The sequence below is a fragment of the Lysobacter sp. N42 genome, assembly GCF_004344885.1.
This window is the reverse complement of the sequence record NZ_SKFB01000018.1, coordinates 30,891-57,245: the sequence shown is the minus strand read 5'-3', so window position 1 is coordinate 57,245 and position 26,355 is coordinate 30,891. Positions and strand designations below refer to the sequence as shown.

The 26,355-nt window shown below is 70.4% G+C and carries 18 protein-coding genes; 3 read left to right on the top strand and 15 right to left on the bottom strand.

Translation table 11 applies throughout. The annotated features are described in order from the left end of the window. On the bottom strand, positions 1-392 hold a 392-nt coding region (locus EYQ95_RS18310; protein WP_132328982.1), incomplete at its 3' end, for an Hsp20/alpha crystallin family protein. A 140-nt stretch (positions 393-532) separates the two neighbouring features. Here EYQ95_RS18310 and EYQ95_RS18305 point away from each other — a divergent pair. Further along, on the top strand, positions 533-1,012 hold the full coding sequence (locus EYQ95_RS18305; protein ID WP_132328980.1) for a peroxiredoxin: 480 nt from the start codon (positions 533-535) through the stop codon (positions 1,010-1,012). 4 nt (positions 1,013-1,016) lie between these two features. Here EYQ95_RS18305 and EYQ95_RS18300 read toward each other — a convergent pair whose 3' ends face one another. From EYQ95_RS18300 to EYQ95_RS18240, 13 genes are all read right to left on the bottom strand, one after another. Beyond that, positions 1,017-2,318, bottom strand: a complete 1,302-nt coding sequence (locus tag EYQ95_RS18300) for a bifunctional diguanylate cyclase/phosphodiesterase (RefSeq protein ID WP_132328978.1) — start codon at positions 2,316-2,318, stop codon at positions 1,017-1,019. A 1-nt stretch (position 2,319) separates the two neighbouring features. After that, positions 2,320-3,765, bottom strand: coding sequence for an HD-GYP domain-containing protein (locus EYQ95_RS18295; RefSeq protein ID WP_165924775.1), 1,446 nt, complete (start codon positions 3,763-3,765; stop codon positions 2,320-2,322). 242 nt (positions 3,766-4,007) lie between these two features. Next, a complete protein-coding gene (gene gyrA / locus EYQ95_RS18290) occupies positions 4,008-6,698 on the bottom strand; it encodes a DNA gyrase subunit A (protein WP_132328974.1) in 2,691 nt (896 codons plus the stop codon). A gap of 458 nt (positions 6,699-7,156) precedes the next feature. Beyond that, positions 7,157-8,215 carry an S-methyl-5-thioribose-1-phosphate isomerase gene (gene mtnA, locus EYQ95_RS18285; RefSeq protein ID WP_132328972.1) on the bottom strand — a complete coding sequence of 353 codons (1,059 nt, stop codon included), beginning with the start codon at positions 8,213-8,215 and terminating at the stop codon, positions 7,157-7,159. Positions 8,216-8,249: 34 nt separating this feature from the next. Next, complete coding sequence (locus EYQ95_RS18280) at positions 8,250-8,975, bottom strand: DUF3011 domain-containing protein (RefSeq protein WP_132328970.1); 726 nt, start codon at positions 8,973-8,975, stop codon at positions 8,250-8,252. 120 nt (positions 8,976-9,095) lie between these two features. Then, a complete protein-coding gene (locus EYQ95_RS18275) occupies positions 9,096-12,332 on the bottom strand; it encodes an error-prone DNA polymerase (protein WP_132328968.1) in 3,237 nt (1,078 codons plus the stop codon). Further along, complete coding sequence (locus EYQ95_RS18270; protein ID WP_132328966.1) at positions 12,329-13,750, bottom strand: DNA polymerase Y family protein; 1,422 nt, start codon at positions 13,748-13,750, stop codon at positions 12,329-12,331. Before EYQ95_RS18270 ends, EYQ95_RS18275 begins: the two co-directional genes overlap by 4 nt. A 3-nt stretch (positions 13,751-13,753) precedes the next feature. Next, complete coding sequence (imuA, locus tag EYQ95_RS18265; protein WP_132328964.1) at positions 13,754-14,377, bottom strand: translesion DNA synthesis-associated protein ImuA; 624 nt, start codon at positions 14,375-14,377, stop codon at positions 13,754-13,756. A 154-nt stretch (positions 14,378-14,531) separates the two neighbouring features. After that, positions 14,532-15,527: an EF-P lysine aminoacylase EpmA gene (gene epmA / locus EYQ95_RS18260; protein WP_132328962.1), complete on the bottom strand. Its 996-nt coding sequence runs from the start codon at positions 15,525-15,527 to the stop codon at positions 14,532-14,534. 66 nt (positions 15,528-15,593) lie between these two features. After that, positions 15,594-17,948, bottom strand: coding sequence for an NAD-dependent DNA ligase LigA (gene ligA, locus EYQ95_RS18255; protein WP_132328960.1), 2,355 nt, complete (start codon positions 17,946-17,948; stop codon positions 15,594-15,596). A gap of 3 nt (positions 17,949-17,951) precedes the next feature. After that, positions 17,952-19,037 (bottom strand): class III poly(R)-hydroxyalkanoic acid synthase subunit PhaC, encoded by a 1,086-nt coding sequence (phaC, locus tag EYQ95_RS18250; RefSeq protein WP_132328958.1) that lies wholly within the window; start codon positions 19,035-19,037, stop codon positions 17,952-17,954. Then, the gene (gene phaE / locus EYQ95_RS18245; protein WP_132328956.1) at positions 19,037-19,969 is read right to left on the bottom strand and encodes a class III poly(R)-hydroxyalkanoic acid synthase subunit PhaE; all 933 of its coding nucleotides are present in this window, start codon (positions 19,967-19,969) and stop codon (positions 19,037-19,039) included. Before phaE ends, phaC begins: the two co-directional genes overlap by 1 nt. Before the next feature lie 51 nt (positions 19,970-20,020). Beyond that, positions 20,021-20,635 (bottom strand): phosphatidylcholine/phosphatidylserine synthase, encoded by a 615-nt coding sequence (locus tag EYQ95_RS18240; RefSeq protein WP_132328954.1) that lies wholly within the window; start codon positions 20,633-20,635, stop codon positions 20,021-20,023. 181 nt (positions 20,636-20,816) lie between these two features. Between EYQ95_RS18240 and EYQ95_RS18235 the strand changes: the two genes are divergently transcribed. Then, positions 20,817-22,619: a DUF1800 domain-containing protein gene (locus EYQ95_RS18235; RefSeq protein ID WP_132328952.1), complete on the top strand. Its 1,803-nt coding sequence runs from the start codon at positions 20,817-20,819 to the stop codon at positions 22,617-22,619. A 4-nt stretch (positions 22,620-22,623) separates the two neighbouring features. Continuing rightward, on the top strand, positions 22,624-24,081 hold the full coding sequence (locus EYQ95_RS18230) for a DUF1501 domain-containing protein (RefSeq protein WP_132328950.1): 1,458 nt from the start codon (positions 22,624-22,626) through the stop codon (positions 24,079-24,081). 77 nt (positions 24,082-24,158) lie between these two features. Here the strand turns inward: EYQ95_RS18230 and pnp are convergent, their stop codons facing one another. Continuing rightward, positions 24,159-26,267: a polyribonucleotide nucleotidyltransferase gene (pnp, locus tag EYQ95_RS18225; protein WP_132328988.1), complete on the bottom strand. Its 2,109-nt coding sequence runs from the start codon at positions 26,265-26,267 to the stop codon at positions 24,159-24,161. Between the last annotated feature and the right edge of the window lie 88 nt (positions 26,268-26,355).

Genomic DNA, 26,355 nt, shown 5'->3' with positions numbered 1-26,355 from the left:
ATCCGGCTCGAAAGCGACGCCAGGCCGGCGCCACGATGCCGCAATCCGGGCGGCAGAGCGGGTTGTTCAGACCTTCCGTAGCGACGCTCGATGCGCGAATAGCGGTCGGTCTGCTGGTTCACCTCGCTCTTGCGCTCGCCCCGGATCGACAGGATGCCCTTGTCCATCAGGACCTCGACCTCCTGCGGGTCCACGCCCGGCAGGTCGGCGAGGATGACGAAGCGGTTGGGCTCCTCGCGCACGTCCACGCGCGGCGTCCACTGGCTGGTCACCACCGACGACTCGTCGCCATTGGCCTCGCCGATGTTGAAGAAGCGCTCGAAGAGCTGCTTGAACTCGTCCTGCAGCATCGACTGGCCCGGACGCTGCTGCTGGTATTGCATCAGGTTCATGGTCTGTCCTCATGTCCACTGCAATGCGGCAGGTGCCGCGATGCCTACCAATTGGTGGCAGGCGTCGCGGTTTCAAGCCCGCTGCCGCCGTCAACCGGCGGGTCGTACACTGCGTTAATTCACCAGACAGGAGTGGCAGCATGATCCAGCCGGGCGATCGCTTTCCCGAGGTCGTGATCCAGCACATCACCGACAAGGGCATCGAGAAGACCGATACGCACACGCTGTTCGGCACCGGCCGGACGGTGATCTTCGCGGTGCCGGGTGCGTTCACTCCGACCTGCTCCGAGCGGCACCTGCCCGGCTTCGTGGAGAAGTTCGACGAGTTCCGCGCGCGCGGCGTGCGGGTGGCCTGCATGGCCGTCAACGATCCCTTCGTCATGCAGGCCTGGACGCGCAGCCAGGCGGTGCCCGACGGCCTGCACATGCTGGCCGACGGCAATGCCGAGCTGACGCGCGCGCTGGGCCTGGAGCTGGATGCCAGCGCCTACGGCATGGGCATTCGCTCCAAGCGCTTCGCCCTGCTGGTGGAGGACGGGGTGGTGACGCGCGTCTTCGTCGAGGCCCCGGGCGAATTCCGCGTCTCCACCGCCGAGCACATGCTCGAGCGGCTGGGCTGAGCGCTCAGACGGTCGCGGCCGCCGGCTGCGCGCGCACCAGCCAGCGCGCGTAGTCGGCCGAGGCCATGGGGCGGCCGAACAGGTAGCCCTGCAGGACGTCGCAGCCCAGCCCGCGAAGGCAGGCCGCGGTTTCCTCGTTCTCGATGCCCTCGGCGGCCACGCTCAGGCCGAAGCGGTGCGCGAGCGACACCACGAAGCGCACCAGGTCGGCGCTGGGCTCGTCGCCCGGCAGCGGGGTGACGAAGGAGCGGTCGACCTTGAGCTCGTCGGCCGGGATCGAGCGGAAATAGGCCAGGCACGAGTAGCCCGTACCGAAGTCGTCGATGGACACGCGCACGCCCATGGCGCGCAACCGCGCCAGGATGGGGAACGCCCGCGCGGCGTCGACGATCGAGCCCTCGGTGATCTCCAGCACGAGCCGCACGTCCGGCCCAGACCACAGCTTGAGCGCGCTGTCGACGAGCTCGGGAAGGTCCGGCTCCACCGCCAGCATGCCCGGCAGGTTGATGGCCACGCTGTTGGGGCGGCCGTGCGTGGGCCACTGGCCGGCCTGGCGCAGCGCGGTGTTGATCGCCCACAGCGTGAGGCGGCGGATCTCGCCGCTGCGCTCGGCGATGGGAATGAACACGGCCGGCGACACCATGCCGCGGCTGGGCGAGCGCCAGCGCATCAGCGCCTCGGCGCCGACCACGCTGCCGTCGCGCGCGTCGATCTTGGGCTGGTAGAACAGCTCCATCTCGCCGCGCTCGACCGCGCCGGCCAGCTGCATCTCCAGGTCCCACATGTCGGAGATGTCGAGGTCGGCGCCGTCGGGCGCGACGCCGAAGCGCGCGCCGGCCTGCCGCGCGCGCGCCAGGGCCGACTCGGCGCGGCGCAGCAGGTGCTCGGCATGGCTGGCATGGTGCGGGCAGAGCGCGATGCCCGAAGTCACCGCGATGCGCAACCGTACCCCCGCCGCATCGCAGGGCACCTCGAGCAGGCGCGCCAGCTTCTGCAGGGCCAGCTCGACGTGCCCGCGATTGAGCATGCCGGTGAGCACCAGCGCGAAGCGGTCGTCGCCGATGCGGCCGACGTAGTCCTGCTTGCGGGCCACCGCCTGCAGCTGCGCGGCGAGGTGGCGCAGCACGGCGTCGCCCGCCTCGAAGCCGTGCACGGCGTTGACCTGCGCGAAGCCGTCGATGTCGACCACCACCAGCGCCATCGAGCTGCGGTGCTCGCAGGCCACCACCACCTGCCGGCCCAGCAGCTGCAGGAAGGCGCGACGCCCGCGCAGGCCGGTGAGTTCGTCTTCGCCGGGCAGGTTCATGTCAGTCCAGGAAGAGTTGCGCGGGATCGAGCCCGTAGGAACCCAGCGGGAGGCCCGCGCGAACGGTCAGCGGCTCGCCCCGTGCGTCGGTTTCCACGCGCGCCAGGTCGACCACCGCGAATTCCGCCAGCGGCTGCTTGGCGGCATCGAGCAGCAGCATCACCACCGGGCGCAGGCGCCGCAGCGCGTTCACGGCCATCACCACGCCGACCGTGCCGTCGCTCAGCTCCACCAGCGTGCCGGTGGGAAAGACGCCGCAGACGCGGATGAACTGCTCGACCAGCGCGCCTTCGAACAGGCGGTCGCGCACGCGGTAGAGCTCCATCATGGCCTGATGCGGCGAGCGGCGCGAGGCGTAGCCGCGGTCGCTGGTCATCGCGTCGTAGCTGTCGACCAGCCCGACGATGCGCGCCGCCAGCACGATCTGCGGGCCACGCAGCGCGCGCGGATAGCCGCTGCCGTCGTGGCGCTCGTGGTGCTCGGCCACCATGCGGGCGATGGCGTCGGACAGGCCGGCGCTCTCGGCCACGATGCGCCGGCTCTCGTCCACGTGCGCACGGAGGTGGCGGATCTCGTCGGGCTCGAGCGGGCCCGCCTTGAGCAGCAGTTCGGTGGGCAGCCGGACCTTGCCCACGTCGGACAGCAGCGCGCCCAGCGACAGCTCGCGCAATTCGTTGCGATCCAGCCCCAGGTGGCGGCCGAAGGTGGCGGCCCAGATCGAGCAGGCGATGCCGTGCCGGTAGATGTAGTCGCCCTTGCGCTGCATCTCCAGCACCCAGGACATGGCGCCGGGGTTGCGCCCCAGGGAATCGAGCATCGCGTCGACGCCCTCCTGCAGCTTGCCGGCGTCCAGCGCGACGCCGGAGCGGGCATTGTCGAGCGCGCTGCGGATGCCGGCCTCGAGGCGGGCGTGCGCGTCGCGGGCGGCGTCGAGTTCGTCGCCGAAGACCTCGCGACCGACGCGCTGCGCGGCCGGCACCACCGACAGCGCCTCGGGCAGTTCGGACACGGGCGTGGCGACCGCCGACACCCAGCCCTCGAGCACGCCCGGCGGCGCGCCGCTGGCTTCGATGGCCTCGCCCTGCCCTTCCGGGGCCTCCCAGCGCACGACCTGCAGCGGCCTGCCCTGCTCGCCTGCCGGGCCGGGCTCGCGTTCGATGGTCGGCGGCGGCTCGGCGTCGGCCTGCTCCCCGGGCGGCTGCTCCATGTCCAGCACCACGAAGCGCGAGTCGGGCGCCTTGCCGCGCAGGATGTCGACGTGCACGTACCGGCACAGCGCGCGCACCCGGCGCACGTCCTCCTCGTTGCGCAGCATCCAGCCTTCCAGCGCGAAGCCCGCCTCCTTCCAGGGGCGGTCGAGCTGGCTGACGTACATGCCCGGCTCCAGCCCCTCCGTCACGATGCGCAGGTCCATGGAGAAGCCGGGGTCGACGGCGGCGTCGCTCACGGGGCACCTCCACGGCAACAGCGGGCGCTGCGGCCGCATGCGCGGGTGCTCGCGCCGGGCGCATGGGAGCGTGAGCGCGGGATGGCGCGGGCGCGAGCGGGCACGGGGCAGTCCGATGGAGCGTCGCTTCGCTATCGGCCGCGCCGCGCGGGACTGGAGGGCCGGCCGACGGGCGGAAGCCCGACGGCGTCCACAAATACGAACGCCGCCCGAAGGCGGCGTTCGCGTTCGCTCCGGGCGCGTCAGCCCGCCGCGTCGTCTCCCGCGGCGTCGGGGGCGTGGCCCGCGGGGGTCAGCACGTGCTCGTCCACGGTCGGGTCGCCGCCCTCGACCGGCACCACCGGCCCGGACAGCATCTCGTCGTCCTCCTCCAGCGACACGTCCACGCGCTCGATGGCCTGCAGGCACTCGCCCTGCGCCAGCTTGATCAGCGTGACGCCCTGCGTGTTGCGGCTGACCTGCGAGATCTCCGCCGCGCGCGTGCGCACCAGCGTGCCGCGGTCGGAGATCAGCAGCACCTCATGGTGGTCGCTCAGCTGGATCGCGCCGACGAGCTCGCCGTTGCGGTCGGTGGTCTTGAGCGCGATCACGCCCTGCGTGCCGCGGCCCTTGCGCGGGTATTCCTCGAGCGGGGTGCGCTTGCCGAAGCCGCGCTCGCTGGCCGTCAGCACGTCGCCGTCGCCGTCGACCACGACCAGGCTGACGACCTTCGCGCCGCCCGCGCCGTCCTCGCCCTCGCCTTCGGCCAGGCGCATGCCGCGCACGCCGGTGGCGTTGCGGCCCATCGGGCGGACCTCGGACTCCGAGAAGCGCACGGCCTTGCCGTTGCTGGCGAACAGCATGATGTCGCGCGTGCCGTCGGTGAGTTCGGCATTGACCAGCGCGTCGCCCTCGTCCAGCGAGATCGCGATCTTGCCGCGCGCCAGGCGGAACGCGAACTCGGTGAGCGGGGTCTTCTTGACCGTGCCGTTGCGCGTGGCGAAGAACACGAACTTGCCCTCGGTGTACTCGCGCACCGGCACCACGGCCTGCACCTGCTCGCCGGCTTCCAGCGGGATCCAGTTGATGATCGGGCGCCCGCGCGAGGTCGCGCCGGCTTCGGGCAGCTGGTGCACCGGCAGCCAGAACACGCGGCCGGTGCTGGTGAAGGTCAGCAGCGTGTCGTGCGTGTTCACCAGCCAGAGCTGGTCGATGAAATCCTCGTCCTTGGTCTTGGCCGCATTGCGGCCGCGGCCCCCGCGCTTCTGCGCGCGGTAGGCCGCCACCGGCTGGCGCTTCGCGTAGCCGGCGTGGGAGAGCGTCACCACCACGTCTTCCGGCGCGATCAGGTCGAGGATGTCGAGGTCTTCCTCGCTCTCGCGGATCTCGCTGCGGCGCGCGTCGCCGAATTCGTTCTTGAGGTCGAGCAGTTCGGTGCGGATCACCTCGCGCAGGCGCTCGGGATTGACCAGGATCTCGATGAGGCCGCGGATGGTCTCCAGCAGCTCCTTGTACTCGTCGGTGAGCTTTTCCTGCTCCAGGCCGGTGAGGCGGTGCAGGCGCATCTCGAGGATCTGCTGCGCCTGCGTCTCGGTGAGCTGGTAGCGCTGCGCGCCGTTCTCGTCGACGAGGCCGACGCCGGCCGGCAGGTCGTCCGGACGCGACGCGTCCGCGCCGGCCGATGCGAGCAGCGCACGGACCAGGCCCGGCTCCCAGGTGCGCGCCAGCATGCGCTCGCGCGCCTCGACCGGGTTCGCCGACGTCTTGATCAGGTCGATCATCTCGTCGATGTTGGCGAGCGCGACCGTCAGGCCTTCCAAGATATGTGCGCGCGCACGGGCCTTGCGCAGGTCGAAGATCGTGCGGCGGGTCACCACCTCGCGGCGGTGGCGCACGAAGGCCTCGATGATCTCCTTGAGGTTCAGCAGCTTCGGGCGGCCGTCGACCAGCGCCACCATGTTGATGCCGAACACCGACTCCAGCTGCGTCTGCTGGTAGAGGTTGTTGAGCACGACGTCCGCGCTTTCGCCGCGCTTGACCTCGATGTAGATGCGCATGCCGTCCTTGTCGGACTCGTCGCGCAGCTCGGAAATGCCCTCGATCCGCTTTTCCTTGACCAGCTCGGCGATCTTCTCGATCAGCCGCGCCTTGTTCACCTGGTAGGGGATCTCGGTGACGATGATGGCCTCGCGGCCGTTGTCCATCGTCTCGATGTCGGCCTTGGCGCGCATGCGCACGCGGCCGCGGCCGGTGCGGTAGGCGGCCACGATGCCGGCGGTGCCGTTGATGATGCCCGCGGTCGGGAAGTCGGGGCCGGGGATGTGCTGCATCAGGCCGTCGACGTCGATCTCGGGATCGTCGATCAGCGCGATGGTGGCGTCGACCACCTCGCCGAGGTTGTGCGGCGGGATGTTGGTCGCCATGCCCACGGCGATGCCCGCCGAGCCGTTGACGAGCAGGTTCGGCACCCGCGTCGGCATGACGGTGGGCTCGAGTTCCTTCTCGTCGTAGTTCGGCTGGAAGTCGACGGTTTCCTTGTCGATGTCCGCCATCAGTTCGTGCGCGATGCGCGACATGCGCGCCTCGGTGTAGCGCATGGCCGCCGCACTGTCGCCGTCGATCGAGCCGAAGTTGCCCTGCCCGTCCACCAGCATGTAGCGCAGCGAGAACGGCTGCGCCATGCGCACCAGCGTGTCGTAGACCGCGGTGTCGCCGTGCGGGTGGTACTTGCCGATGACGTCGCCGACGATTCGCGCGGACTTGTAGTACGGGCGGTTGCTGTGCGCGCCCAGCTCGTTCATCGCGAAGAGCACGCGGCGATGCACGGGCTTGAGGCCGTCGCGCACGTCCGGGAGCGCGCGGCCCACGATCACGCTCATGGCGTAATCGAGGTAGCTGCGGCGCATCTCGTCTTCGAGGTTGACCGGGATGATTTCGCGGGCGAGTTCCGTCATCGGGCTTCCGTTTGGGCGGTGGACACGCCGGTCCGATGCGACCTCGGACGAGGCTCGGAGAGCCGGTCAGAGGGGCATCCACAGGCGGGGTCCTGAAGATGTGAAATGGTACCACGCGGGGCCATCGAAAGCACGCCGAATCTCGCGAAGAAACAAATACTTACGCGTGCAAGGCGGGGTGTTCAGGCGGGCGTGAGACGGTGGCTGCGCCCGGCGCGCGATCGGACGCGGGGCAAAGGCATGTCCAGCCACGGATGGACACGGATGGGCACGGATTGGTCAGCCGATGCGTGAGCGCGCTCCGAGGCGGGAATTGCCATGGACGCGGGCCTGCATGGACAGGCGCGGATGGAGGCAGCGGGCTTCCACTCCGTGTCCATCCGTGTCCATCCGCGGCTGAAAAACGAACCACACCCCGCGCGCTACCTCCCCGTGCAGGGGCGTGGCGGAGAAGGGCCTTACCCGAACGCCGCCCGCATCGCCGCCTCGTCGGGCCGCTCGATGATGCCCTTCTCGGTCACGATCACGTCGATCAGCTCGTGCGGGGTGACGTCGAAGACCGGGTTCCAGGCTTCGATCATGTCCGCCGCCGTGCGCACGCCACCGAGCGAGAACAGCTCCGTCGGCTCCCGTTCCTCGATGTGGATGGCCTGGCCATCCGGGGTTTCGAGGTCGACGGTGGACGAGGGTGCGGCGACCATGAACTTCACGCCGTGGTGCCGCGCCGCGATCGCCAGCTGGTAGGTGCCGATCTTGTTGGCCGTGTCGCCGTTGGCGCAGATACGGTCGGCCCCGACGATCACCCACTTCACCGCCCCGTGCTGCATCAGGTGCGCTGCGGCGGCGTCGGCGATCAGCGTGGGCGTGATGCCGTCCTGCTGCAGCTCCCATACGGTCAGGCGCGCGCCCTGCAGCCAGGGGCGCGTCTCGCCGGCATAGACCTTGTCGATGCGGCCCTGCGCGACACCGGCGCGGATCACGCCGAGCGCGGTACCGAAACCGGCGGTGGCCAGCGAGCCGGTATTGCAGTGCGTGAGCACGTGGCTGCCCGGCTCGATCAGCGCGGCCCCGAGCGCGCCCATGCGACGGTTCGCGGCGAGGTCTTCGGTGGCGATGGCCTCGGCCTCGCGTACCAGTGCCTCGCGCCAGTCGGCGCCGGCATCGAGCAGCACGCGGCGCATGCGCGCCAGCGCCCATGCGAGGTTGACCGCGGTGGGACGCGCGGCGTTCAGGCGTGCGAACGCGGGTTCCAGCCGCTCGAGCGCGCCCCGCCCATCCGGTGCGTCCACGGTTCGCGCCGCGAGGACGGCGCCCCACGCAGCCGCGATTCCGATGGCGGGTGCGCCCCGCACGGTGAGGTTGGCGATGGCGTCGGCCACCGCCTCGTAGCTGCCGCAGGTGATGTAGGCCACGTCGAAGGGCAGGCGGCGCTGGTCGAGCAGTTCTAGCGCGTCGCCGGTCCAGCGGATGGGACGGACGCGGTCGTAGCGGTCGAAATCGAAGTCGGGCGAGGTCATCGCCCGATTCTAGCTTCGGCGCGGTGATGCCCGGTCAGTCGCGCCAGCCGCGGCCGCTGACCTCGAACTCCGCCCGGCAGCCCTGCCCCACCCAGACGCCGTCGCGCTCGCGGCCCCAGGACTGGCCCTCGATGCAGGGCGCGCGCGAGATCTGCCGCACCATGCGCACGCGTCCGCGCTCACCGGCCGGGCAGAAGCGCGTGGAACCGTTGGTCGACTCGCAGACGAAGCGTCGCGCCGGGGCGTCGTCGTAGCCGTAGCCGCCGCGTGGCTCGACGCGGAACTCGGCGCGGCAGCCGCCGTTGACCCAGATCCCGCGGCCATCGGTACCCCAGGACTGGCCGCGCACGCAGGCGCTGCGCGAGAGCTGTCGTACCAGCTCGACGCGCCCGCGTGGCGCGGGGCAGCGGTTCCAGCGCCCGTTGTCGGACTCGCAGCGGACGTAACGTGCATCGCCGCGGCCGTAGTCGTCATGGCCGTAGTCGCGGTCGCGGCCGCGATCGTCGACGAGGAATTCGCCGCGGCAGCCGCGGGTCACCCAGATCGAGCGGCGGGTCACGCCCCAGGTTTCGCCTTCGATGCAGGCGCTGCGCGAGAGTTGCCGCAGCAGCCGCGCGTCGCGTACGTAGCCGACCGTGCACTCGCGGGTCCGTCCGTCGTTGGATTCGCAGCGGATCGCGCTGCCTGGGCCCAGCTGCGCATGGGCCGGTATGGCGATGCCGGCGGCAAGGCTCGACGCGAGAATCAGGACCGGTTTCATGCGGGCGACTCCGTGGCGGATGAGCCGACTGTAGCGGCGGAGAATGAATGGCGGCGTTCCATGGCGGGAATCCGGCGAACGCGTTGCTTCCGCATTAAGCGGCCGTTGCCCGCCGGCTGGTCAATGGAAGTCCCGCGATCCCATGCGCAGCGGGCCCAGCCATGCATCCAGGCACTGCAGCGAGCGGGCCACCAGGTGGATCACGCCCTGCCTGTGCTCGACGCATCCACGCACCGAGAGGAGCCGTGACTCCACCAGCGCACGCCGCTGGCGCTCGGCGAGGTCGCGCCGTACGACCACGTTGATCAATCCGAACTCGTCCTCGAGCGTGACGAAGGTGATGCCGCTCGCGGTCTGGGGACGCTGCCGCAGCGTGACCAGCCCGGTGCAGGTGACGCTGCTCCCATCCCCTACCCCGGCCAGCTCCTTCGACGAGCGATGGCGGCGTGCCCGCAGGCGCGGCCGCAGCAGCGCGACGGGGTGGTGATCCAGGCTCAGGCCGAGCATGCCGTAGTCGGCCTGCACCTCCTCGCGTGCATCGGGCAGAGGGATGGTGACGGGTGCTTCGACCGGCGCCCGCACCTGTTCGAACAGGGCGCGGCGCGCCTCGATGCCGGCCACTTCCCAGCGCGCGCGATGCCGGTGGCCGGCGAGCGCACGCAGGGCACCGGCGTCGGCAAGCCTGGCCATGTGCCGGGCATCGAGACCGGCACGCATGGACAGGTCGCTGACGTCCGCGAATGGTGCATGCGCGCGCGCGGTCACGATCCGCCCCGCCGCCGCCTCGTCGAAGCCCTTGACCATGCGCAGCCCCAGGCGGATGGCGAATGGCCCGCCATCGTGCGCATCGCCGGACGCGGACGCATGCGCATCCTCCGGGCGGCGTGCGGCACGCACCGCTTCGAGCGTGCAGTCCCATGCGCTGTAGCGCACGTCGACCGGCCGTACCTCCACGCCATGGCGCCTGGCGTCCTGCACGATCTGGCTCGGGCTGTAGAAGCCCATCGGCTGCGAGTTGATGAGCGCCGCGGCGAAGGCGGCGGGGTGGTGGCATTTCAGGTAGCTGCTCTGCCATGCCAGCAGGGCGAAGCTGGCGGCATGCGATTCGGGGAACCCGTAGCTGCCGAAGCCCTTGAGCTGGTTGAAGATGCGTTCGGCGAACTCGGCATCGCATCCTCCGTCCACCAGCCCCCGTACCAGCCGTTCGCGATGCGGCGCCATGTCGCCATGGCTCTTCCATGCCGCCATCGACCGGCGGAGCTGGTCCGCCTCGCCGGGCGTATATCCGGCGACCTTCATCGCGATGGCCATCACCTGCTCCTGGAAAAGCGGCACGCCGAGCGTCCTTTCCAGCACTTCCCTCATGGCGGGCGTGGGGTATTCGGGCAGTTCCTCGCCGCTCCTGCGCTTGAGGTAGGGGTGCACCATTTCGCCCTGGATGGGCCCGGGACGCACGATCGCCACCTGCACGACCAGGTCGTAGTACCTCGCGGGCTTCAGCCGCGGGAGCATGGACATCTGTGCGCGCGATTCGATCTGGAACACGCCGATGGTGTCGGCCCGCTGGATCATCTCCCAGGTCTTCGCATCGTCGCGGGGAATGTCCTGCATGGACATCGGCCTGCCATGCGCACGGAGCAGGTCCAGCGTCCTGCGGATGCAGGTGAGCATGCCCAGTGCGAGGCAGTCCACCTTCATGATGCCCAGGTCCTCGAGGTCGTCCTTGTCCCACTGCACCACCGTGCGCCCGTCCATCGCGGCGTTCTCCACCGGCACCAGCGTCGACAGCGGACGCTGCGAGATGACGAAGCCACCGGGGTGCTGCGAGAGATGGCGGGGGAAATCGCGGAGCAGCAGCGCGGCCAGTTCGACGAGGTGGCGCATGATGGCCGAGTGCGGATCGAAGCCGCGTTCGGCCAGGTAGTCGTCCGACGGCGGATCCATGCCCCAGCGGTCCATGCCCTGCACGATCCGGTCGACCTGGTCCGTGGGCAGGCCCAGGGCCATCGCGACGTCGCGCACCGCGCTGCGTGCGCGGTAATGGATCACGACCGCGACCAGCGCCGCGCGCTCGCGGCCGTACTTCGAGAAGACGTACTGCAGCACCTCCTCGCGGCGCTCGTGCTCGAAGTCGACGTCGATGTCGGGCGGTTCCTTGCGCTCTGCGGAGACGAAGCGCTCGAAGAGCATGTGGGCATCGCCCGGGTTCAGCTCGGTGATGCCCAGCGCATAGCAGACCAGCGAGTTGGCGGAGGAGCCACGCCCCTGGCAGAGGATCCCCTGCGAGCGCGCATGCCGCACGATGTCGTGCACGGTGAGGAAGTAGTGCTCGTAGCCGAGGCTGGCGATGATCGCGAGTTCGTGGTCGAGGGTGCGGCGGACCTGCTGGAAATCGACGTCCTTCCCCGCCGGCACCGGGCGCCGGGTCCGCCAGCGCTCGGCGATGCCTTCCTCGACCAGTTCGCGCAGCCGGGCGGCCGGCTCCTGGCCCGCGGCGACCTCGTGCGGATACTCGTAGCGCAGTTCGTCGAGCTCGAAGGTGCAGCGCCCGGCGATGCGCACGCTCTCCTCGAGCAGTTCCGCCGGGTAGATGGCCGAGAGCAGGCGGCGTGTCCGCAGATGGCGCTCGCCATTGGGGAACAGTGCATAGCCGGCCTCGGAAAGCGGTACGCGCAGGCGGATGGCGGTCAACGTGTCCTGCAGCATGCGGCGCCCGCGGACGTGCATGTGCACGTCGCCGCTGGCGGTGGCGGGAATGCCGAGCGTTGCCGCGAGCGCGAGCAGGGCCTGCAGGCGCCGATCGTCGTCCGGGCCGCGATGCAGCTCGACGGCCAGCCAGGTGCGGCCCGGAAGCCGGTCCCGAAGCCAGCCCCCCTGGGCCGCATCGGGATGCTCACCGGGCAGCCACAGGGCGAAAAGCCCCGGCAGTGGCCGCTCGAAATCCTCGCGCAGGCTGCGGTACCCGCCCTTGGCTGCACGGCGCCTGGCCCGGGTGATGAGGTCGCACAGGACCTCGTAGCCCGCACGGTTCTCCACCAGCAGCACGCAGCGCGGCCCGGCCTCGATCGCGAATTCGCTGCCCACGATCAGGGGAAGGCCGGTTGCCAGGGAGGCGCGGCGCGCCCGCACGATCCCGGCCAGCGTGCATTCGTCCGTGATCGCGAGCTTGGAATAGCGCTGGCTGGCGGCCCGCTCGAACAGCTCGGCGGCCGACGAGGCGCCACGCAGGAAGCTGAAGTTCGAGAGGCAGTGAAGCTCGGCGTATTTCGCGGGCGCGGCCTGCGGACGCACGTGCTCCAGCACGCGCGGAACCGGCAGGTGCCGCGACTCGTCCGGGCCGACCAGGCGCAGGCTCATGCGAACCACCCGTGCAGCATCACGTCCTCGCCCAGGCCGGGCGGCGTGGCACCGACGCTGCAATAGACCCATGCCCGCTGTCCGTCGCGGGTTTCGACCAGGTAGTAGTCGCGACGCACCTCCCGGCCGTCCCACCAGCCCGCTTCGATGCGTTCGGGGCCGGCGAGCACGCGCAGCCCGCGGTCGCGCCATGGCACCGCGTTGCGCAACAGCCAGCCCGGGCGCGGCAGGGGCGGCAGCGGCAGCGGGTGCTGGGGGCCCTGCGTGACCGCGAACTCCGGCCGGTGCTCCGCGCGCCAGCCCAGGTCGCGCACCGCTTCGTCGCCCAGCCGCGCGCGAAGACGCTCGCGAAGCCGCGGCCAGGGCATCGCCTGCTGGGTACGCATGTCGAACAGGTCGCCGGCCGCCGGAACGAAAGGCGGCAAGTCCTCCGCCACCACCAGCAATGCGCGCACGGGTGCGGGCACCCTCGCCTGCTCGAGCCGACCCCGTGCGAGTTCGAACAGCATCGCCGCCTCGCGCTCGGCCGATAGCAGGCCGATGCGGACGTCGGTGGGCGGCAGGCGCTCGTGCTCCATTCGCAGGACGAAGCGCTGCACACCGCCGTCGCGGGCGAGGAGGAACGCGGCCAGGTCGGCCGTCAGCCTGCGCAGCGGGAACAGCAGGCGCGGGCTCGACTCGACTTCCTGCTCGAACTCGATGCGCGCCTCGAACCGGTCGGGCGGGCGATAGAGCGGCAATGGCGATTCGACGTCGCCATACAGGCGATCCAGGTGGTGCAGCACACCGGGAGGAAAGCGGCGCGCGAGGGTGGCGCGCGGCAGGCCACGCACCTGGCCGAGCTGCCGCAGGCCCATGCGCCAGAACGCCTCGCCCACCTCGCGCGCGAAGCCGGCCCGCTCGACGGGTATCCGGCCCAATGCCACGGGCAGCTCCCGCGAGCCGACCGCGACGGAATCCTGCACATGCGCGATCGCATGGGCGGCATGCGGATGCGGCGCGAGCACCACGCGGTGCCGGCACCCCAGCCCGCGCAGGCCTTCGCGCAGCCGTGCCTCCAGGTTCGGCCATGGCCCGAACAGGCGCAGGCTGCGCGCGACTTCCAGCACCACCGCATGCGGCAAGGCCAGGCTTACCTGGGAGCTGTAGCCATACGCCCAGGCCGCGACCAGCTCGCGCGCACGCTCGCAGGCCGCCGCGTCATGGGGTTCCATCTCGAAGCGGGCCCCGATGGCCTGTGCCTGCGCGAGCGGCATGCCGGGCCGCAGGCCCAGCGCACGCGCCGAGGGGTTCACCGCATGCAGTACGCGGCGCTGCAACGGGCCGCTCACCAGCGCGAACGGCGCCCCGGGATCGTCGCGCCTGCGCAGTACGGCATCGAGCGCGAGCTGCGGCAGGAACAGGCAGGCCCACTGCATGGCCTAGCTCCACGGGAAGGCGATCGGCCGCGGCGGCGCCAGGCCACCGCGGCACTTGACGACGCGCAACCGGCGCCCGCCTTCGGGTTCGATGGCGATGCGCAGCGCCGCGGGCGATGGATTGCGCACCGCCGCCAGCGGGCGAATGGCGAATCCATGCGTGCCGCCGGTCTCGGCGGCCACCTGAAGCCGCCGCAGCAGCCTGTCGTCCGACGTGCGTGGCCAGCACAGCACCGCGGCACAGGTACCCGAGCGCATGCACTGCTCCGCCGCCCACAGCGCATCCATGGGGGGCGCTTCGATCAGCTGCAGCATCGGCAGGCGAACACCCGCGGCCTGCCAGGCCGGTGCATAGGGAACGTAGGGAGGCGCGACGAGCACGATGCGACCGCCATCCGCACTCAGGCGCGACAGCGCGGGCCAGAGCAGGTGCAGCTCGCCCATGCCATCGACCGGGATCAGGATTTCGGTGAGCGCCTTTGGCCAGCCCTTCGATGGCAGCACGCTGTCGAGCTCGGCCAGGCCGGTGGGACAGACCACCCCGGGCGCGGGAGTGGCCGGGGCGCCACGGCCCCGCCAGACCTCGCGCGAGGCGAGAACCTCCTCCAGCTGCACCAGGCGCGCCATGTCATCGCCCCCTGGCAGGCGGATGGAAGCCGGACGTGGCGAAGCGGCGGTTCATTAGTAGCAATACTACTAACAAACGGCATGCGCATGCGAGAAATCGATGCCGTCGTCTCAACGGAATCGGAGAACTTCGCCGGCTTAAAGACTTACGCGATCAAGCTCGCGCGAAGTCGAATGCAAGCACGTCCGCGATCCTCGACGTGCCCAGCATCGCCATCAGCAACCGGTCCACGCCCAGCGCGACACCGGCGCAGGCCGGCAGCCCCGTATCCAGCGCGGCGAGCAAGCGCTCGTCCAGCGGGACATCACGATCGCCGCGCATGCGGCGCACCTCGAGATCGCGCAGGAAGCGCCCGCGCTGCTCGCGGGCGTCGGCGAGCTCGTGGTAGCCATTGGCGAGCTCGAGCGGCCCCAGGTAGAGCTCGAAGCGCTCGGCCACCGGTGGATCGCCCTCGCGGATGCGGGCGAGCGCGCACTGCGTGGCCGGATAGTCGTGCACGATCGTAATGGCGTCGGGCGCGAACGCGGGCTGGATCCGGTGCGTCATCAACAGGTCCAGCCAGTCGTCGCGGGTCAGGCCTTCGGGGTCGATCACCACCTCGCCCAGCGCAACGCGCAACACGTCGACGCCGTCGCGGTGCGCATCCACCCCCAGTACCTGTTCGAACAGGCCGGCATAGGTGGTCTCGCGCACCGTCGCCGTACGTCCCGCCAGCGCCAGGCATTCGACGACCAGCTCCGCCACCTCGCGCGCGAGCGCGACGTGGTCGACGCCGAGCCGGTACCACTCGAGCATGGTGAACTCGGGGTTGTGGCGCCCGCCGGCTTCGCCGTCGCGGAAGACGCGGCCGAGCTCGTAACAGTCGCCGATGCCCGCCGCGAGCAGGCGCTTGAGCGGGAACTCGGGCGAGGTGCGCAGCCAGCGCGTTCGCGGCGCGCCGTCGGTGCGGCCGCTGAACTCCAGCGCGAACGACGCGATGTTGGGGTCGGTATTGCCCGCACGCGACATCACCGGCGTCTCGACTTCCAGCACGCCGCGACGCGCGAAGAAATCACGTATGGCCGCATTGACGCCCGCGCGCAGGCGCAGCGCCGCGGGCGTCGCGGATGGACGCCAGTCGACGTGGGCAACCTCGTCCGAGCGGCTCACCGCGGCGCTCCAGCGCGGCGATGCGAGGCCCGGGGGATGCCGGCATTGCGGCGCGCCGACACCGGGTCAGCCGCCATGGGTGTCGAGGAAAGCGAGCAGCCGCGCCTCGTCCCAGACGTCGATGCCAAGCTGCTGCGCCTTCTCGAGCTTCGAGCCGGCCGCTTCGCCCGCGACGACGAAACCCGTCTTCTTCGACACGCTGCCCGACACTTTCGCGCCCAGTGCTTCCAGCCGCTCGCCCGCCTGCTCGCGCGTCATCGAGGAAAGCGACCCGGTGAGCACGACCGTCATGCCGTCCAGCGGCCTGGCGCCGAGCGCATCGGCCTCGGGAATGCGGGCCAGCAGGTCGCGCTGCGCCGCCAGGCAGGCGCGCAACAGCGAGGCATGCGCGTCCTCGTGGCGCCATTGCACGAACGCCGCCGCCACCGCCGACGGCACCCCGCCCGCCTCGAGTGCCGGCGCGCCGATCGTCGCAAGTGAATCGCCGCCGCCACAGGCCGCGACGATCTGCTCGGCCCGGATGCGCGTCACCTTCGGGATTTCCAGGTCGACCAGCAGCGTGGCCGGGTCGAGCCCTTCGCGTGCCCGTGGCGAGGGCGCGCCGGGCTCGGCCGGCGTCACGCCGCGCTCGAGCAGCACGTCGATCACGCGCTGGTTGCCGGGCTGGTCGAAGAAGTGCCCGAGCGAGCGCGCCACCTCGCCACCCACGTCGGGCACGCGCTTGAACAGCGGCCACGGCAGGCGGCGGATCGTCTCCAGCGAGCCGAACCACGCCGCCAGCGCCTTGGCCGTGCTCTCCCCCACGTGCTCGATGCCGAGCGCGAAAAGGAAGCGCTCCAGCGTGGTCGTGCGGCTGCGATCGACGGACGCCAGCAGGTTCTCCGCCCAGCGCGTGGCGATCTTGCCCTTCGCCCTGGGCGCGGGCATCCCGCCTTCGGCCTCGGCTTCGCGCGCATCCACGCGACGCTTCATCTCGACCAGATCATCGAGCGTGAGCGCATACAGGTCGCCCACCTCGGTGACATAGCCGAGGTCGCAGAGATCCTCGATGAGGCGATCGCCCAGGCCCTCGATGTCCATCGCGCGCCGCGAGGCGAAATGCCGCACCGCCTCCTTGCGCTGCGCGGGACAGGCGAGCTCGCCCGAGCAGCGCCACACCGCCTGCCCTTCCTCGCGCACGATCTCCGAGCCGCAGACCGGGCACCGGGAAGGCATCGTCCACGGCTCGGCGCCGTCTGGGCGGCGCTCCTCGACCACGCGAACGATCTCGGGAATCACGTCGCCCGCGCGTCGCACGATGACGGTGTCGCCGATGCGCACGTCCAGGCGCGCGATCTGGTCGGCGTTGTGCAACGTCGCGTTCGTGACCACCACACCGGAAACCTGCACCGGCTGCAGCCGCGCGACCGGGGTGGCCGCGCCCGTGCGGCCGATCTGGATGTCGATGGCCTCCAGCACCGTCGACTGCTCCTGCGCCGGGAACTTGTGCGCGATGGCCCAGCGCGGTGCGCGCGAGACGAAACCCATCTCGCGCTGCGCGGCGTAGTCGTCGAGCTTGTACACCACGCCGTCGATGTCGAACGGCAGGGCCGGCCGGCGCGCGCCGATCCCGCGGTAATAGCCGAGCAGCCCGTCCAGCCCGCGCACCACCGCATTCTCGGTGCAGACGGGAAAACCCCAGTCCGCCAGGCGCTGGAGCGTCTGCGAATGCGTGGCCGGAAGCTTTCCGCCCTCGACGGCACCGACGCCGTACGCGAAGAACGCCAGCGGACGCTGGGCGGTGACGCGGGGGTCGAGCTGGCGCAGCGACCCGGCCGCGCCATTGCGCGGGTTGGCGAGCGGGCGCGCGCCCTCGGCCAGCGCGCGCTGGTTCCAGGCATTGAACTCGGCCACCGGCATGAAGACCTCTCCACGCACTTCCAGCACCTGCGGCCAGCCCGAGCCGAACAGCTCCAGCGGGATGCTGCGGATCGTGCGCACGTTCGCCGTCACGTCCTCGCCGGTGGCGCCGTCGCCGCGCGTGGCGGCCACGACGAGGCGGCCATCCTCGTAACGCAGGCTCAGCGCGAGCCCATCGAGCTTGGGCTCGACCGAGAACACGGGGTCGCGGACGTCCAGGCCCTGCTCGATGCGCCGCACGAAGTCGGCGACCTCTTCATCGCTGAACGCGTTCGCGAGCGAGAGCATCGGCACCGCATGGCGTACGGGTGCGAAGGCCGAGGACGGCGTGGTGCCCACGCGCTGCGTCGGCGACGTCCCGCTCGCAAGTTCCGGATGCGCCGCCTCCAGTGCTTCAAGTTCACGCAGCAGCGCGTCGTACTCCGCGTCCGGGATGGCCGGGTCGTCGAGCACGTAGTAACGGTGGTTCGCCTCGTGCAGGCGGCGACGCAGCGCCTCGACGCGTCGTGCGGGGTCGGCCATGCGTCAGCGGTCGTTCGAGCGGGTGGAGAGCCAGTCGTGCACGGTCTGCGGCACGTCGCGCTGCGCACGGCCGGAGACGTAGATGCCGATGTGGCCGCCGCGGAAGGAGTACTCGCTGTAGTCCTTCGTGCCGACCAGCTTCTCCAGCGGGCGCGAGGCCGAGGGCGGCACGAGGTGATCCTGCGTGGCGTAGATGTTGAGCACGGGCATGTCCACATCGCGCAGGTTCACGGCGCGATCGCCGATGCGCACGCTGCCCTTGACCAGGCCGTTGTCCTGGTAGAACTGCTTGATGAACTCGCGATAGGCCTCGCCGGCGAGATCGGGCGAGTCGAAGATCCAGGTCTCCATGCGCAGGAAGTCCTCGAGCGCGCGCCTGTCGTCCAGGATGTCGACCAGCCCCACGTACTTCTGCACCAGCAGCCGCCAGGGTTTCAGCGTGAGGTAGCACCAGTTCATGACGTCGGCCGGCACGTTGCCGAGCGTGTCGACCATGAGGTCCACGTCGATGCGGCGCGCCCAGCCGGCGAGCATGTTGTCTTCGGTATGGAAGTCGACCGGCGTCACCATGGTGACGAGGTTGCGCACCTTGCGCGGATTGAGCGCGGCGTAGCAGAGCGAGAACGCCCCGCCCTGGCAGATGCCCAGCAGGTTGATCGCGTCCACGCCGTGGCGTTCGCGCAAGGCGTCGACGGCGCCGCCGAGGAAGCGCTGGATGTAGTCCTCGAGGGTGAGGTAGCGGTCGGAACGGTCGGTATAGCCCCAGTCGATGATGTAGACGTCCTGCCCGCGCTCGAGCAGGCCGCGCACGATCGACTTGTCGCTCTGCAGGTCGACCATGTAGGGCCGGTTGACCAGCGCGTAGCAGATCAGCAGCGGCGTCTTCTGGGTGGGCTCGCCCTCACCGCGGAAGCGGTAGAGCACGACCTTGCCGTCGCGCCAGACCTCCTCGCGCTCGCTGGCGCCCACCTGCACGTGATCGAGCGAGCGCAGCGTTTCCAGGCCGGCCCGCAGCTTGGCCTGGGCCTGCAGCGCCTCGCGGGTGAGTGCTTCCAGGCCCATGTTGATCGGCGACGTGAATCCGTCCATCAGCGCTTCTTCCCCGTGCTCTTGGCGGCCCTGGCGCGCGCGGGCCCGGTGGGCGCGGCGGCATCCCCGGGAACGGACGACGAAGCCGGCCCCGCGCCCCCGCGGCGCTCGAGCGCGTCGAGCCGGTCGCGCAGGCGACGCAGCTCGCGCTCCAGCCCGGCCACCTTGCGATGCGCGGCGTCGACCTCCGCCCGGCCGGGAATGCCCCACTGCGCGCAGGCCAGCTCGACCTCCTTCTGCATCGCCGCGCGCAGGCGCATCTGTGCGTTGACGTAGTCACCGAACGCGCGCTGGAAGCGTTCGCCCAGCGCCATGTCGGCATAGGCGTCCTCGGCGGCGTCGATCCACAGGTCCAGCAGGGCACGCGAGCTTTCCAGCGGCTTGCCCTCGCCCATGCGGCGGACCAGAAGCGACTCGAATCGCGAGAACGCTTCCTGCCCGACATCCGCGAGCAGCGACTGGAAAGCCTGCGCCGCCTGCTGGAAATCGGCAGCGGCGCGCGCGAACGCCTGCAGGCGCTCCTGGTGCTCGCGGGCATAGCCGAAGGCGGGCATGTCGAAGGGGCCGCGGCCGGGCGTGCCGAAGAACGACATGGGCATGAACGCCGACGCGGCGGCGCCCGCCCCGAAGGGGTTGTCGCCCAGCATCGCGCGCCAGGCCCGTGCGATCTCCGCCGGCCCGGCCTCGCGGCCGGCGAACTGCGCGGCCAGCTGCTGCATCCGGGTCATCCACTGGCTGGCCAGATCGCCCGGATCGGATGCGCCCTGCGCGGCCGGTTCGGCCGGTCGCCACCACGCGAACGGATCGACCGCCGCGGGCCGTGCGGCCGCCGGGGCGGGCGGGGTGAACCACTGGCGCGCCAGGCGCTCCCAGTCGCCCGGATCGAACGGTGGGAATCCGAAGCCCGCGGCTCCGAAAGGCGCTGTCGACATGGGGTCCTCCGGCTGTGCGTCGATGATACCAACGCGTGCGGGGCCGCCCCGTTACGGCTTGGGGATGCGCAGCGTCTTGCTGATCATCAGCGAGCCCGAGAGCGCGAACAGCAGCACCAGGGGATGCAGCTGCCAGGGCCCCAGGTGCACGACGCCGAACCAGACGTCCTCGCCGATGTTGCCGGTGAGCGCGGCCGCCGCCAGGACCACCACCAGCACCAGGCTGGTGGGGATCGGCGTGCCCTCGAAATACGGCACCTTGTCCCCGTCCCCCGCCAGCTGCTCGGCGGTGACGTTGTAGCGCGCCAGGCGGCTGACGCCGCAGCCGACGAAGTAGCTGAGCACGATCCAGTCCCAGCCGCCCTGCAGGCCGCAGGCGTAGGCCAGCGCCGCCGGCGCCAGGCCGAACGAGATGACGTCGGCCAGCGAGTCCAGCTCCCGCCCCAGCGTGGATGCCGCCTTGCGCCAGCGCGCCACCCGCCCGTCCAGCGCGTCGAAGACGAAGGCCAGCGGGATCAGCGCCATGCCGGTGAGCAGGTCGCGCACCACCCCGTCCTGCAGGAAGCGCATCGCCGCGAAGACCGCGCCCGTGCCGCAGAAGGCGTTGGCGAGCGTGAACCAGTCCGCAAGATGGAAGTCGCGGATCATCGAGAAGTGGCGCTTCATGCGGCTCGCCTCCGGGGTGGTCGCTCCAGCCTGCCAACGAAAGTGTGAAGCACGCAACATTGCCGCCTGAACCGATCCATTGCTGCGCCTGCGCGTCACCTTTGGCGTGACAGCGACCCCGGTTTGACGCGCAGCGTCACGCCACCATGCCGTCCACTGGAGGGGGATCCAGGGACAGGTGATGAAGCAATCGATCCTTGCGGCGCGCCGCATGCGCGCCCAGCCCCGTGCAACGTTCTGGGTGCGCAACCGCCCCGTACAGGCCGGCAACAAGACACTGGCGCAGCGCTATGGCGACGGCCGGCGCATCGCGGCGCAGCCGTTCCAGCGCAGCGTGGCGGACGGAACGCAGCTGGCCGGGGCGGGCGCGATCTCGTCGGCCGAGATCCTCACGCTGGCACCCCCGCCGTTCGCGGTGCGCATGCTGCGCAACCTGAGCTTCGGCCCCACGCCTGCGACGATCGCCGAGTTCAACGCACTGGGCTCGACCGACGTGCAGCGCCTGGCGAACTGGGTGGACTGGCAGCTGGACTGGCGCAACATCGACGACGGCGCGCTCGACGCCCGCATCGCCGCGCAGGACTACACCACCCTGGCCAAGAGCGTGCCGCAACTGTGGGCGGACCACGTCGTGCCCAACCCCGACTGGCTCGTTCGCCTGCGGCCGGCGTTCGAGATCCAGCGCCTGCAGTGGGTTCGCGCGACCTACTCCCGCCGCCAGCTGCGTGAGATGGTCGTCGCGTTCTGGCACAACCACTTCCACGTGCAGGGCACGCACTGGTCGGCCGGCCCGCTGTTCGTGCATTACGACCGCGACGTCATCCGCCCCAATGCCCTGGGCAACTTCCGCACGATGCTGGAGGCGGTCGCGTCGAGCCCCTCGATGCTGTACTACCTCAACAACAACTCCAATACGCGCAACGGGCCCAACGAGAACTACGCCCGCGAGCTGATGGAGCTGCATACGCTCGGGGCCATGCATTACTTCGGCTTCGCGGACCCGGCCACGCTGCCGCGCGACCCGATGGATGCGAACGTCCCCGCCGGCTACACCGACATCGACGTCTACGAGGTCGCCCGCGCGTTCACCGGCTGGACGGTCAGGGACGGCCACTGGCAGTTCCCCGCCGAGAACGACGGCACCTTCACCTACCGGCACACCTGGCACGACACCAACGCCAAGACGGTGCTCGGCATGTCGCTGCCGGCGAACCAGACGGCGATGAAGGACGGACGCGACGTGCTCGACCGGCTCGCCAGCCACCCGGCCACCGCACGCTTCGTCTGCACCAAGCTGATCCGCCGCTTCGTGACCGACGCGCCGCCGGCCTCGCTCGTGGCGAGCGCGGCGCAGGTGTTCCGCCAGAACTGGCAGGCGCCGAACCAGATCGAGCTGGTGCTGCGGCACATCCTCAACTCCACGGCGATGTTCAACACCTGGGGCCAGAAGGTGCGCCGCCCGTTCGACTCGCTCGTCGCCGCCATGCGCGCGGGCGGCTCGGACTGGACGCTGAGGATGGGCGCGGATGGCGATACCTCCAGCCACTTCGCATGGCTGGCCGGCCTCACCGGCCACACGCCCTTCAACTGGGCGCCGCCCAACGGCTATCCAGACGTGGCGGGGGCATGGTCCGGATCGAGCGCCATCGCGATGACCTGGAAGATGCTGAACTGGCTCACCGAGGCCAGCGACAACGGCAGCGCGCTGCTGCCGGTCGTCGCGCTGACGCGTGCCAACGTGCCCACGTGGACCGCGAACGCGCTGGTCGACTACTGGTGCATGCGGCTGCTCGGCTACCTGCCCGCACCGGAGCGCCGGCAGACGCTCGCGAAGTTCATGGCGCAGAACGGCGACCCCGCCACCTACGTCATCACCGACACCGACGCCTGGGCAGGCAACGACCTCAAGCGCCACTACAACCACCAACGGCTGCGCAGCATGGTTTCCCTGATCATGCTCTCGCCGGAATTCATGAGCCGGTGACGCCATGAACACGCCCCGCATCACGCGTCGCCAGTTCCTCAAGGGCTGCTGCACGGCCGCCGCCGTGGGCGCGGTCGGCCCCCGCCTCGTATTCGGTCCGGAAGCGCATGCGCAGTCGGCAGGCAGCGACCACACGGTGGTCATGCTGTTCCTGCGTGGAGGCATGGACGGCCTGAACTTCGTCGTGCCCCTCTCCGGCGCGGACCGCACGCACTACGAGACCGCCCGGCCCACGCTGCGCATCGAAACCAGCGGCACGTACGGCGCATTGCCGCTCACGCTCGCCGGCGGAACACCGACGGGATTCGGCCTGCACCCCTCGGCCAGCGGCCTGCGCGACCTCTGGCAGGCCGGCCGGCTCGCCATCGTGCATGCCTGCGGCGTGCTCGGCTCGGCCTCGCGCAGCCATTTCGACGCGCAGATGGCGATCGAGCGTGGCCTTGCGGTCGGCACCACCTCCGGTTGGCTCGCGCGCGCGGTCGACCAGGACGCCGTCGCTGCAGGCAGCGTGATGCCGGCGCTGGCGGCCGGCTACAACACCCCGAGCTCGTTTGCCGGATCGTCGGCGCCGATCGGCATGGACAACCCGGCCGACTTCCGGCTCAACCACGGCGCCTGGGCCTGGCAGACCACCCGGTCCGACTCCCCGCCGGGCCACGTCGGGCTCAACGAGACGTTGGCCAGCCTGTGGGGCGGCTCGACCGGCCTGGAGATGGCCGGCGCGCGCGCCGATCGCGCGCTTCGCGTGATCGCGCAGCAGCCCTACTCGGCCGTCCCGGCCGGCTGGCCCACCACGACGGTGGCGCGCCAGCTGTGGACCATCGCCCAGTCGATCAGGTTCGGCATCGGCCTGCGCTATGCCACCCTCGACCTCGGCGGCTGGGACACGCACGACGGCCAGGGCACCGCAGGCGCCGGCTACAACTACTACCAGAACAAGATCGCCGAGCTTTCCCAAGCACTCTCGGCCTTCCAGGCCGAGCTCGAAGCCAGTGGCATGGCCGGCCGCGTGACCACCATCGTGCAGTCGGAGTTCGGCCGCCGCATCAAGCAGAACAGCTCGGGCGGCACCGACCATGGCTACGGCAACCCGGTGCTCGTGATGGGCGGCAGCGTCGTCGGTCGCCGCTTCTTCGGCACGTGGCCGGGGCTTGCACCGGAAATCGTGGCCGCGGCCAACGGCGACGTCCCGGTCACCACCGACTACCGCCGCGTGCTGTCGGAGATCCTCGTCAGCCGGATGGGCCTGTCCAACCCCGGCCAGGTCTTCCCGCAGCTGGCCTACAGCCCGCTGGGCCTGATGCAGGGCACGGGGGCCTCCGCATCGGTGCCCATGGCGGCCAGCGGCGCGAGCCTGGCCGATCCGGAAGGGGCCGTGCAGAGTCCGGAGGATCTCGCGATGGAGCAGCAACTGCGCTCGCGTGGCAGCTTCCGCGACTACGTGCTGCGCCGGCACTTCTGACGCAGCCGTCTTCCGGCCGCACAAACGAAAAGCGGGCCTCGCGGCCCGCTTTCGCGGTTCCGGCGCTGGCCGTGGCGTCACTCGGACGCCACGCCCTCGCCTTCCTCGACGGCCTTCATCGACAGGCGGATGCGGCCCTGCTTGTCGACTTCCAGCACCTTGACCTTCACCACGTCGCCTTCCTTGAGCTTGTCGGACACCTTCTCGACGCGCTCGTTGGAGATCTGCGAGACGTGCACCAGGCCGTCCTTGCCCGGCAGGATGGTCACGAACGCGCCGAAGTCCATGATCTTGGCGACCTTGCCCTCGTAGATGCGGCCCGGCTCCACGTCCGAGACGATCTGGTCGATGCGCGCCTTGGCAGCCTGCGCGGCGGCGGCGTTGACCGAGGCGATGACGATCGTGCCGTCGTCCTGGATGTCGATCTGCGTGCCGGTCTCCTTGGTGATCGCCTGGATGGTCGCGCCACCCTTGCCGATCACTTCGCGGATCTTGTCCGGGTGGATCTTCATCGTGAGCAGGCGCGGCGCGAACTCGGAGAGCTCGGCGCGCGGCGCGGTGATCGCCGCTTCCATCTCGCGCAGGATGTGCAGGCGGCCTTCCTTCGCCTGCGCCAGCGCGATCTTCATGATCTCCTCGGTGATGCCCTGGATCTTGATGTCCATCTGCAGCGCGGTGATGCCTTCCGCGGTGCCGGCCACCTTGAAGTCCATGTCGCCGAGGTGGTCCTCGTCGCCCAGGATGTCCGAAAGGACGGCGAAGTCGTCGCCTTCCTTGATCAGGCCCATCGCGATGCCCGCGACCGGCGCCTTGATCGGCACGCCCGCGTCCATCAGCGCCAGCGACGAACCGCAGACCGACGCCATCGACGAGGAACCGTTCGACTCGGTGATCTCCGACACCACGCGCACGGTGTAGGGGAACTCCTCGATCGTCGGCATGACGGCCAGGACGCCGCGCTTGGCCAGGCGGCCGTGGCCGATCTCGCGGCGCTTGGGCGCCAGCATGCGGCCCACTTCACCGACCGAGTACGGCGGGAAGTTGTAGTGGAACAGGAAGTTCTCGCGGTACTCGCCGGCAACGGCGTCGATGATCTGGCCATCGCGCGCGGTGCCGAGCGTGACCACCACGAGCGCCTGCGTCTCGCCGCGCGTGAACAGCGCCGAGCCGTGCGTGCGCGGCAGCACGCCCACCTTCGAGGTGATCGGGCGGACGGTGGTCAGGTCGCGGCCGTCGATGCGCTTGCGGGTGCGCAGCACCGACTGGCGCATCGTCTGGTATTCCTGCTCGCCGAACTCCTTCGACAGCTCGTTCGGGTTCCAGCCCTTCGCCTCGGTATGCGGCTGCAGCAGCTCCATCGCCGCCTTCTTCAGCGTCTGGATGGAGGTGCGGCGCTCGGCCTTGTTGACGATCTGGTAGGCGGCGCCCAGGCGATCACCGATCGCATCGCGCAGCGCCTCGATCATCGACTGGTCCTTGGCGGGGGCCTGCCAGTCCCACGGCTGCGTGCCGGCCTCGGCGACCAGCTCGTTGATCGCATTGATGGCGACCTGCTGCGCCTGGTGGCCGAACATCACGGCACCGAGCATCACGTCCTCGGACAGCACGTCGGCTTCCGACTCGACCATCAGCACGGCGTCCTTCGTACCGGCGACGACGAGCTCGAGCTTCGACTCCTTCAGCTGCGAGGCGGTCGGGTTCAGCACGTACTGGCCGTTGATGTAGCCGACCTTCGCCGCGCCGATCGGGCCCTGGAACGGCGCGCCGGTGAGCGCGAGCGCGGCCGAGGCGCCGATCATCGCGGGGATGTCACCGTCGATTTCGGGGTTGAGCGAGACCACCGTGGCGATGATCTGCACTTCGTTCTTGAACTCTTCCGGGAAGAGCGGACGGATCGGGCGGTCGATGAGGCGCGAGATCAGCGTCTCCTTCTCGGTCGCACGGCCCTCGCGCTTGAAGAACCCGCCCGGGATGCGGCCACCGGCGTAGAAACGCTCCTGGTAGTCGACCGTGAGGGGGAAGAAGTCCTGGCCTTCGCGCGCCGTCTTGGCCGCGACGGCCGAGACGAGCACCACGGTGTCGTCCATCTTGACGATGACGGCGCCGCCCGCCTGGCGGGCAATTTCGCCAGTCTCGAGCGTGACCTGATGGGCGCCGTACTGGAAGGTTTTGGTGATTTTCGCCACGTTGGTTTTTTCCTGGTCTCTTGATGCGTTCGGCGCGGGGCCCCTGCCCCGCCCGGTGGCCGGCTCGCGCCGGCCGTTCTCGTTGGTC

What these genes read in the sequence shown, in the direction of transcription:
- EYQ95_RS18305 (WP_132328980.1), top strand. Translation starts at nt 533, where the DNA reads ATGATCCAGCCGGGCGATCGCTTTCCCGAGGTCGTGATCCAGCACATC.
- imuA (WP_132328964.1), bottom strand. Translation starts at nt 14,377, where the DNA reads ATGGCGCGCCTGGTGCAGCTGGAGGAGGTTCTCGCCTCGCGCGAGGTC.
- mtnA (WP_132328972.1), bottom strand. Translation starts at nt 8,215, where the DNA reads ATGACCTCGCCCGACTTCGATTTCGACCGCTACGACCGCGTCCGTCCC.
- EYQ95_RS18240 (WP_132328954.1), bottom strand. Translation starts at nt 20,635, where the DNA reads ATGAAGCGCCACTTCTCGATGATCCGCGACTTCCATCTTGCGGACTGG.
- EYQ95_RS18270 (WP_132328966.1), bottom strand. Translation starts at nt 13,750, where the DNA reads ATGCAGTGGGCCTGCCTGTTCCTGCCGCAGCTCGCGCTCGATGCCGTA.
- EYQ95_RS18230 (WP_132328950.1), top strand. Translation starts at nt 22,624, where the DNA reads ATGAACACGCCCCGCATCACGCGTCGCCAGTTCCTCAAGGGCTGCTGC.
- ligA (WP_132328960.1), bottom strand. Translation starts at nt 17,948, where the DNA reads ATGGCCGACCCCGCACGACGCGTCGAGGCGCTGCGTCGCCGCCTGCAC.
- phaC (WP_132328958.1), bottom strand. Translation starts at nt 19,037, where the DNA reads ATGGACGGATTCACGTCGCCGATCAACATGGGCCTGGAAGCACTCACC.
- gyrA (WP_132328974.1), bottom strand. Translation starts at nt 6,698, where the DNA reads ATGACGGAACTCGCCCGCGAAATCATCCCGGTCAACCTCGAAGACGAG.
- EYQ95_RS18300 (WP_132328978.1), bottom strand. Translation starts at nt 2,318, where the DNA reads ATGAACCTGCCCGGCGAAGACGAACTCACCGGCCTGCGCGGGCGTCGC.
- phaE (WP_132328956.1), bottom strand. Translation starts at nt 19,969, where the DNA reads ATGTCGACAGCGCCTTTCGGAGCCGCGGGCTTCGGATTCCCACCGTTC.
- EYQ95_RS18280 (WP_132328970.1), bottom strand. Translation starts at nt 8,975, where the DNA reads ATGAAACCGGTCCTGATTCTCGCGTCGAGCCTTGCCGCCGGCATCGCC.
- EYQ95_RS18235 (WP_132328952.1), top strand. Translation starts at nt 20,817, where the DNA reads ATGAAGCAATCGATCCTTGCGGCGCGCCGCATGCGCGCCCAGCCCCGT.
- EYQ95_RS18275 (WP_132328968.1), bottom strand. Translation starts at nt 12,332, where the DNA reads ATGAGCCTGCGCCTGGTCGGCCCGGACGAGTCGCGGCACCTGCCGGTT.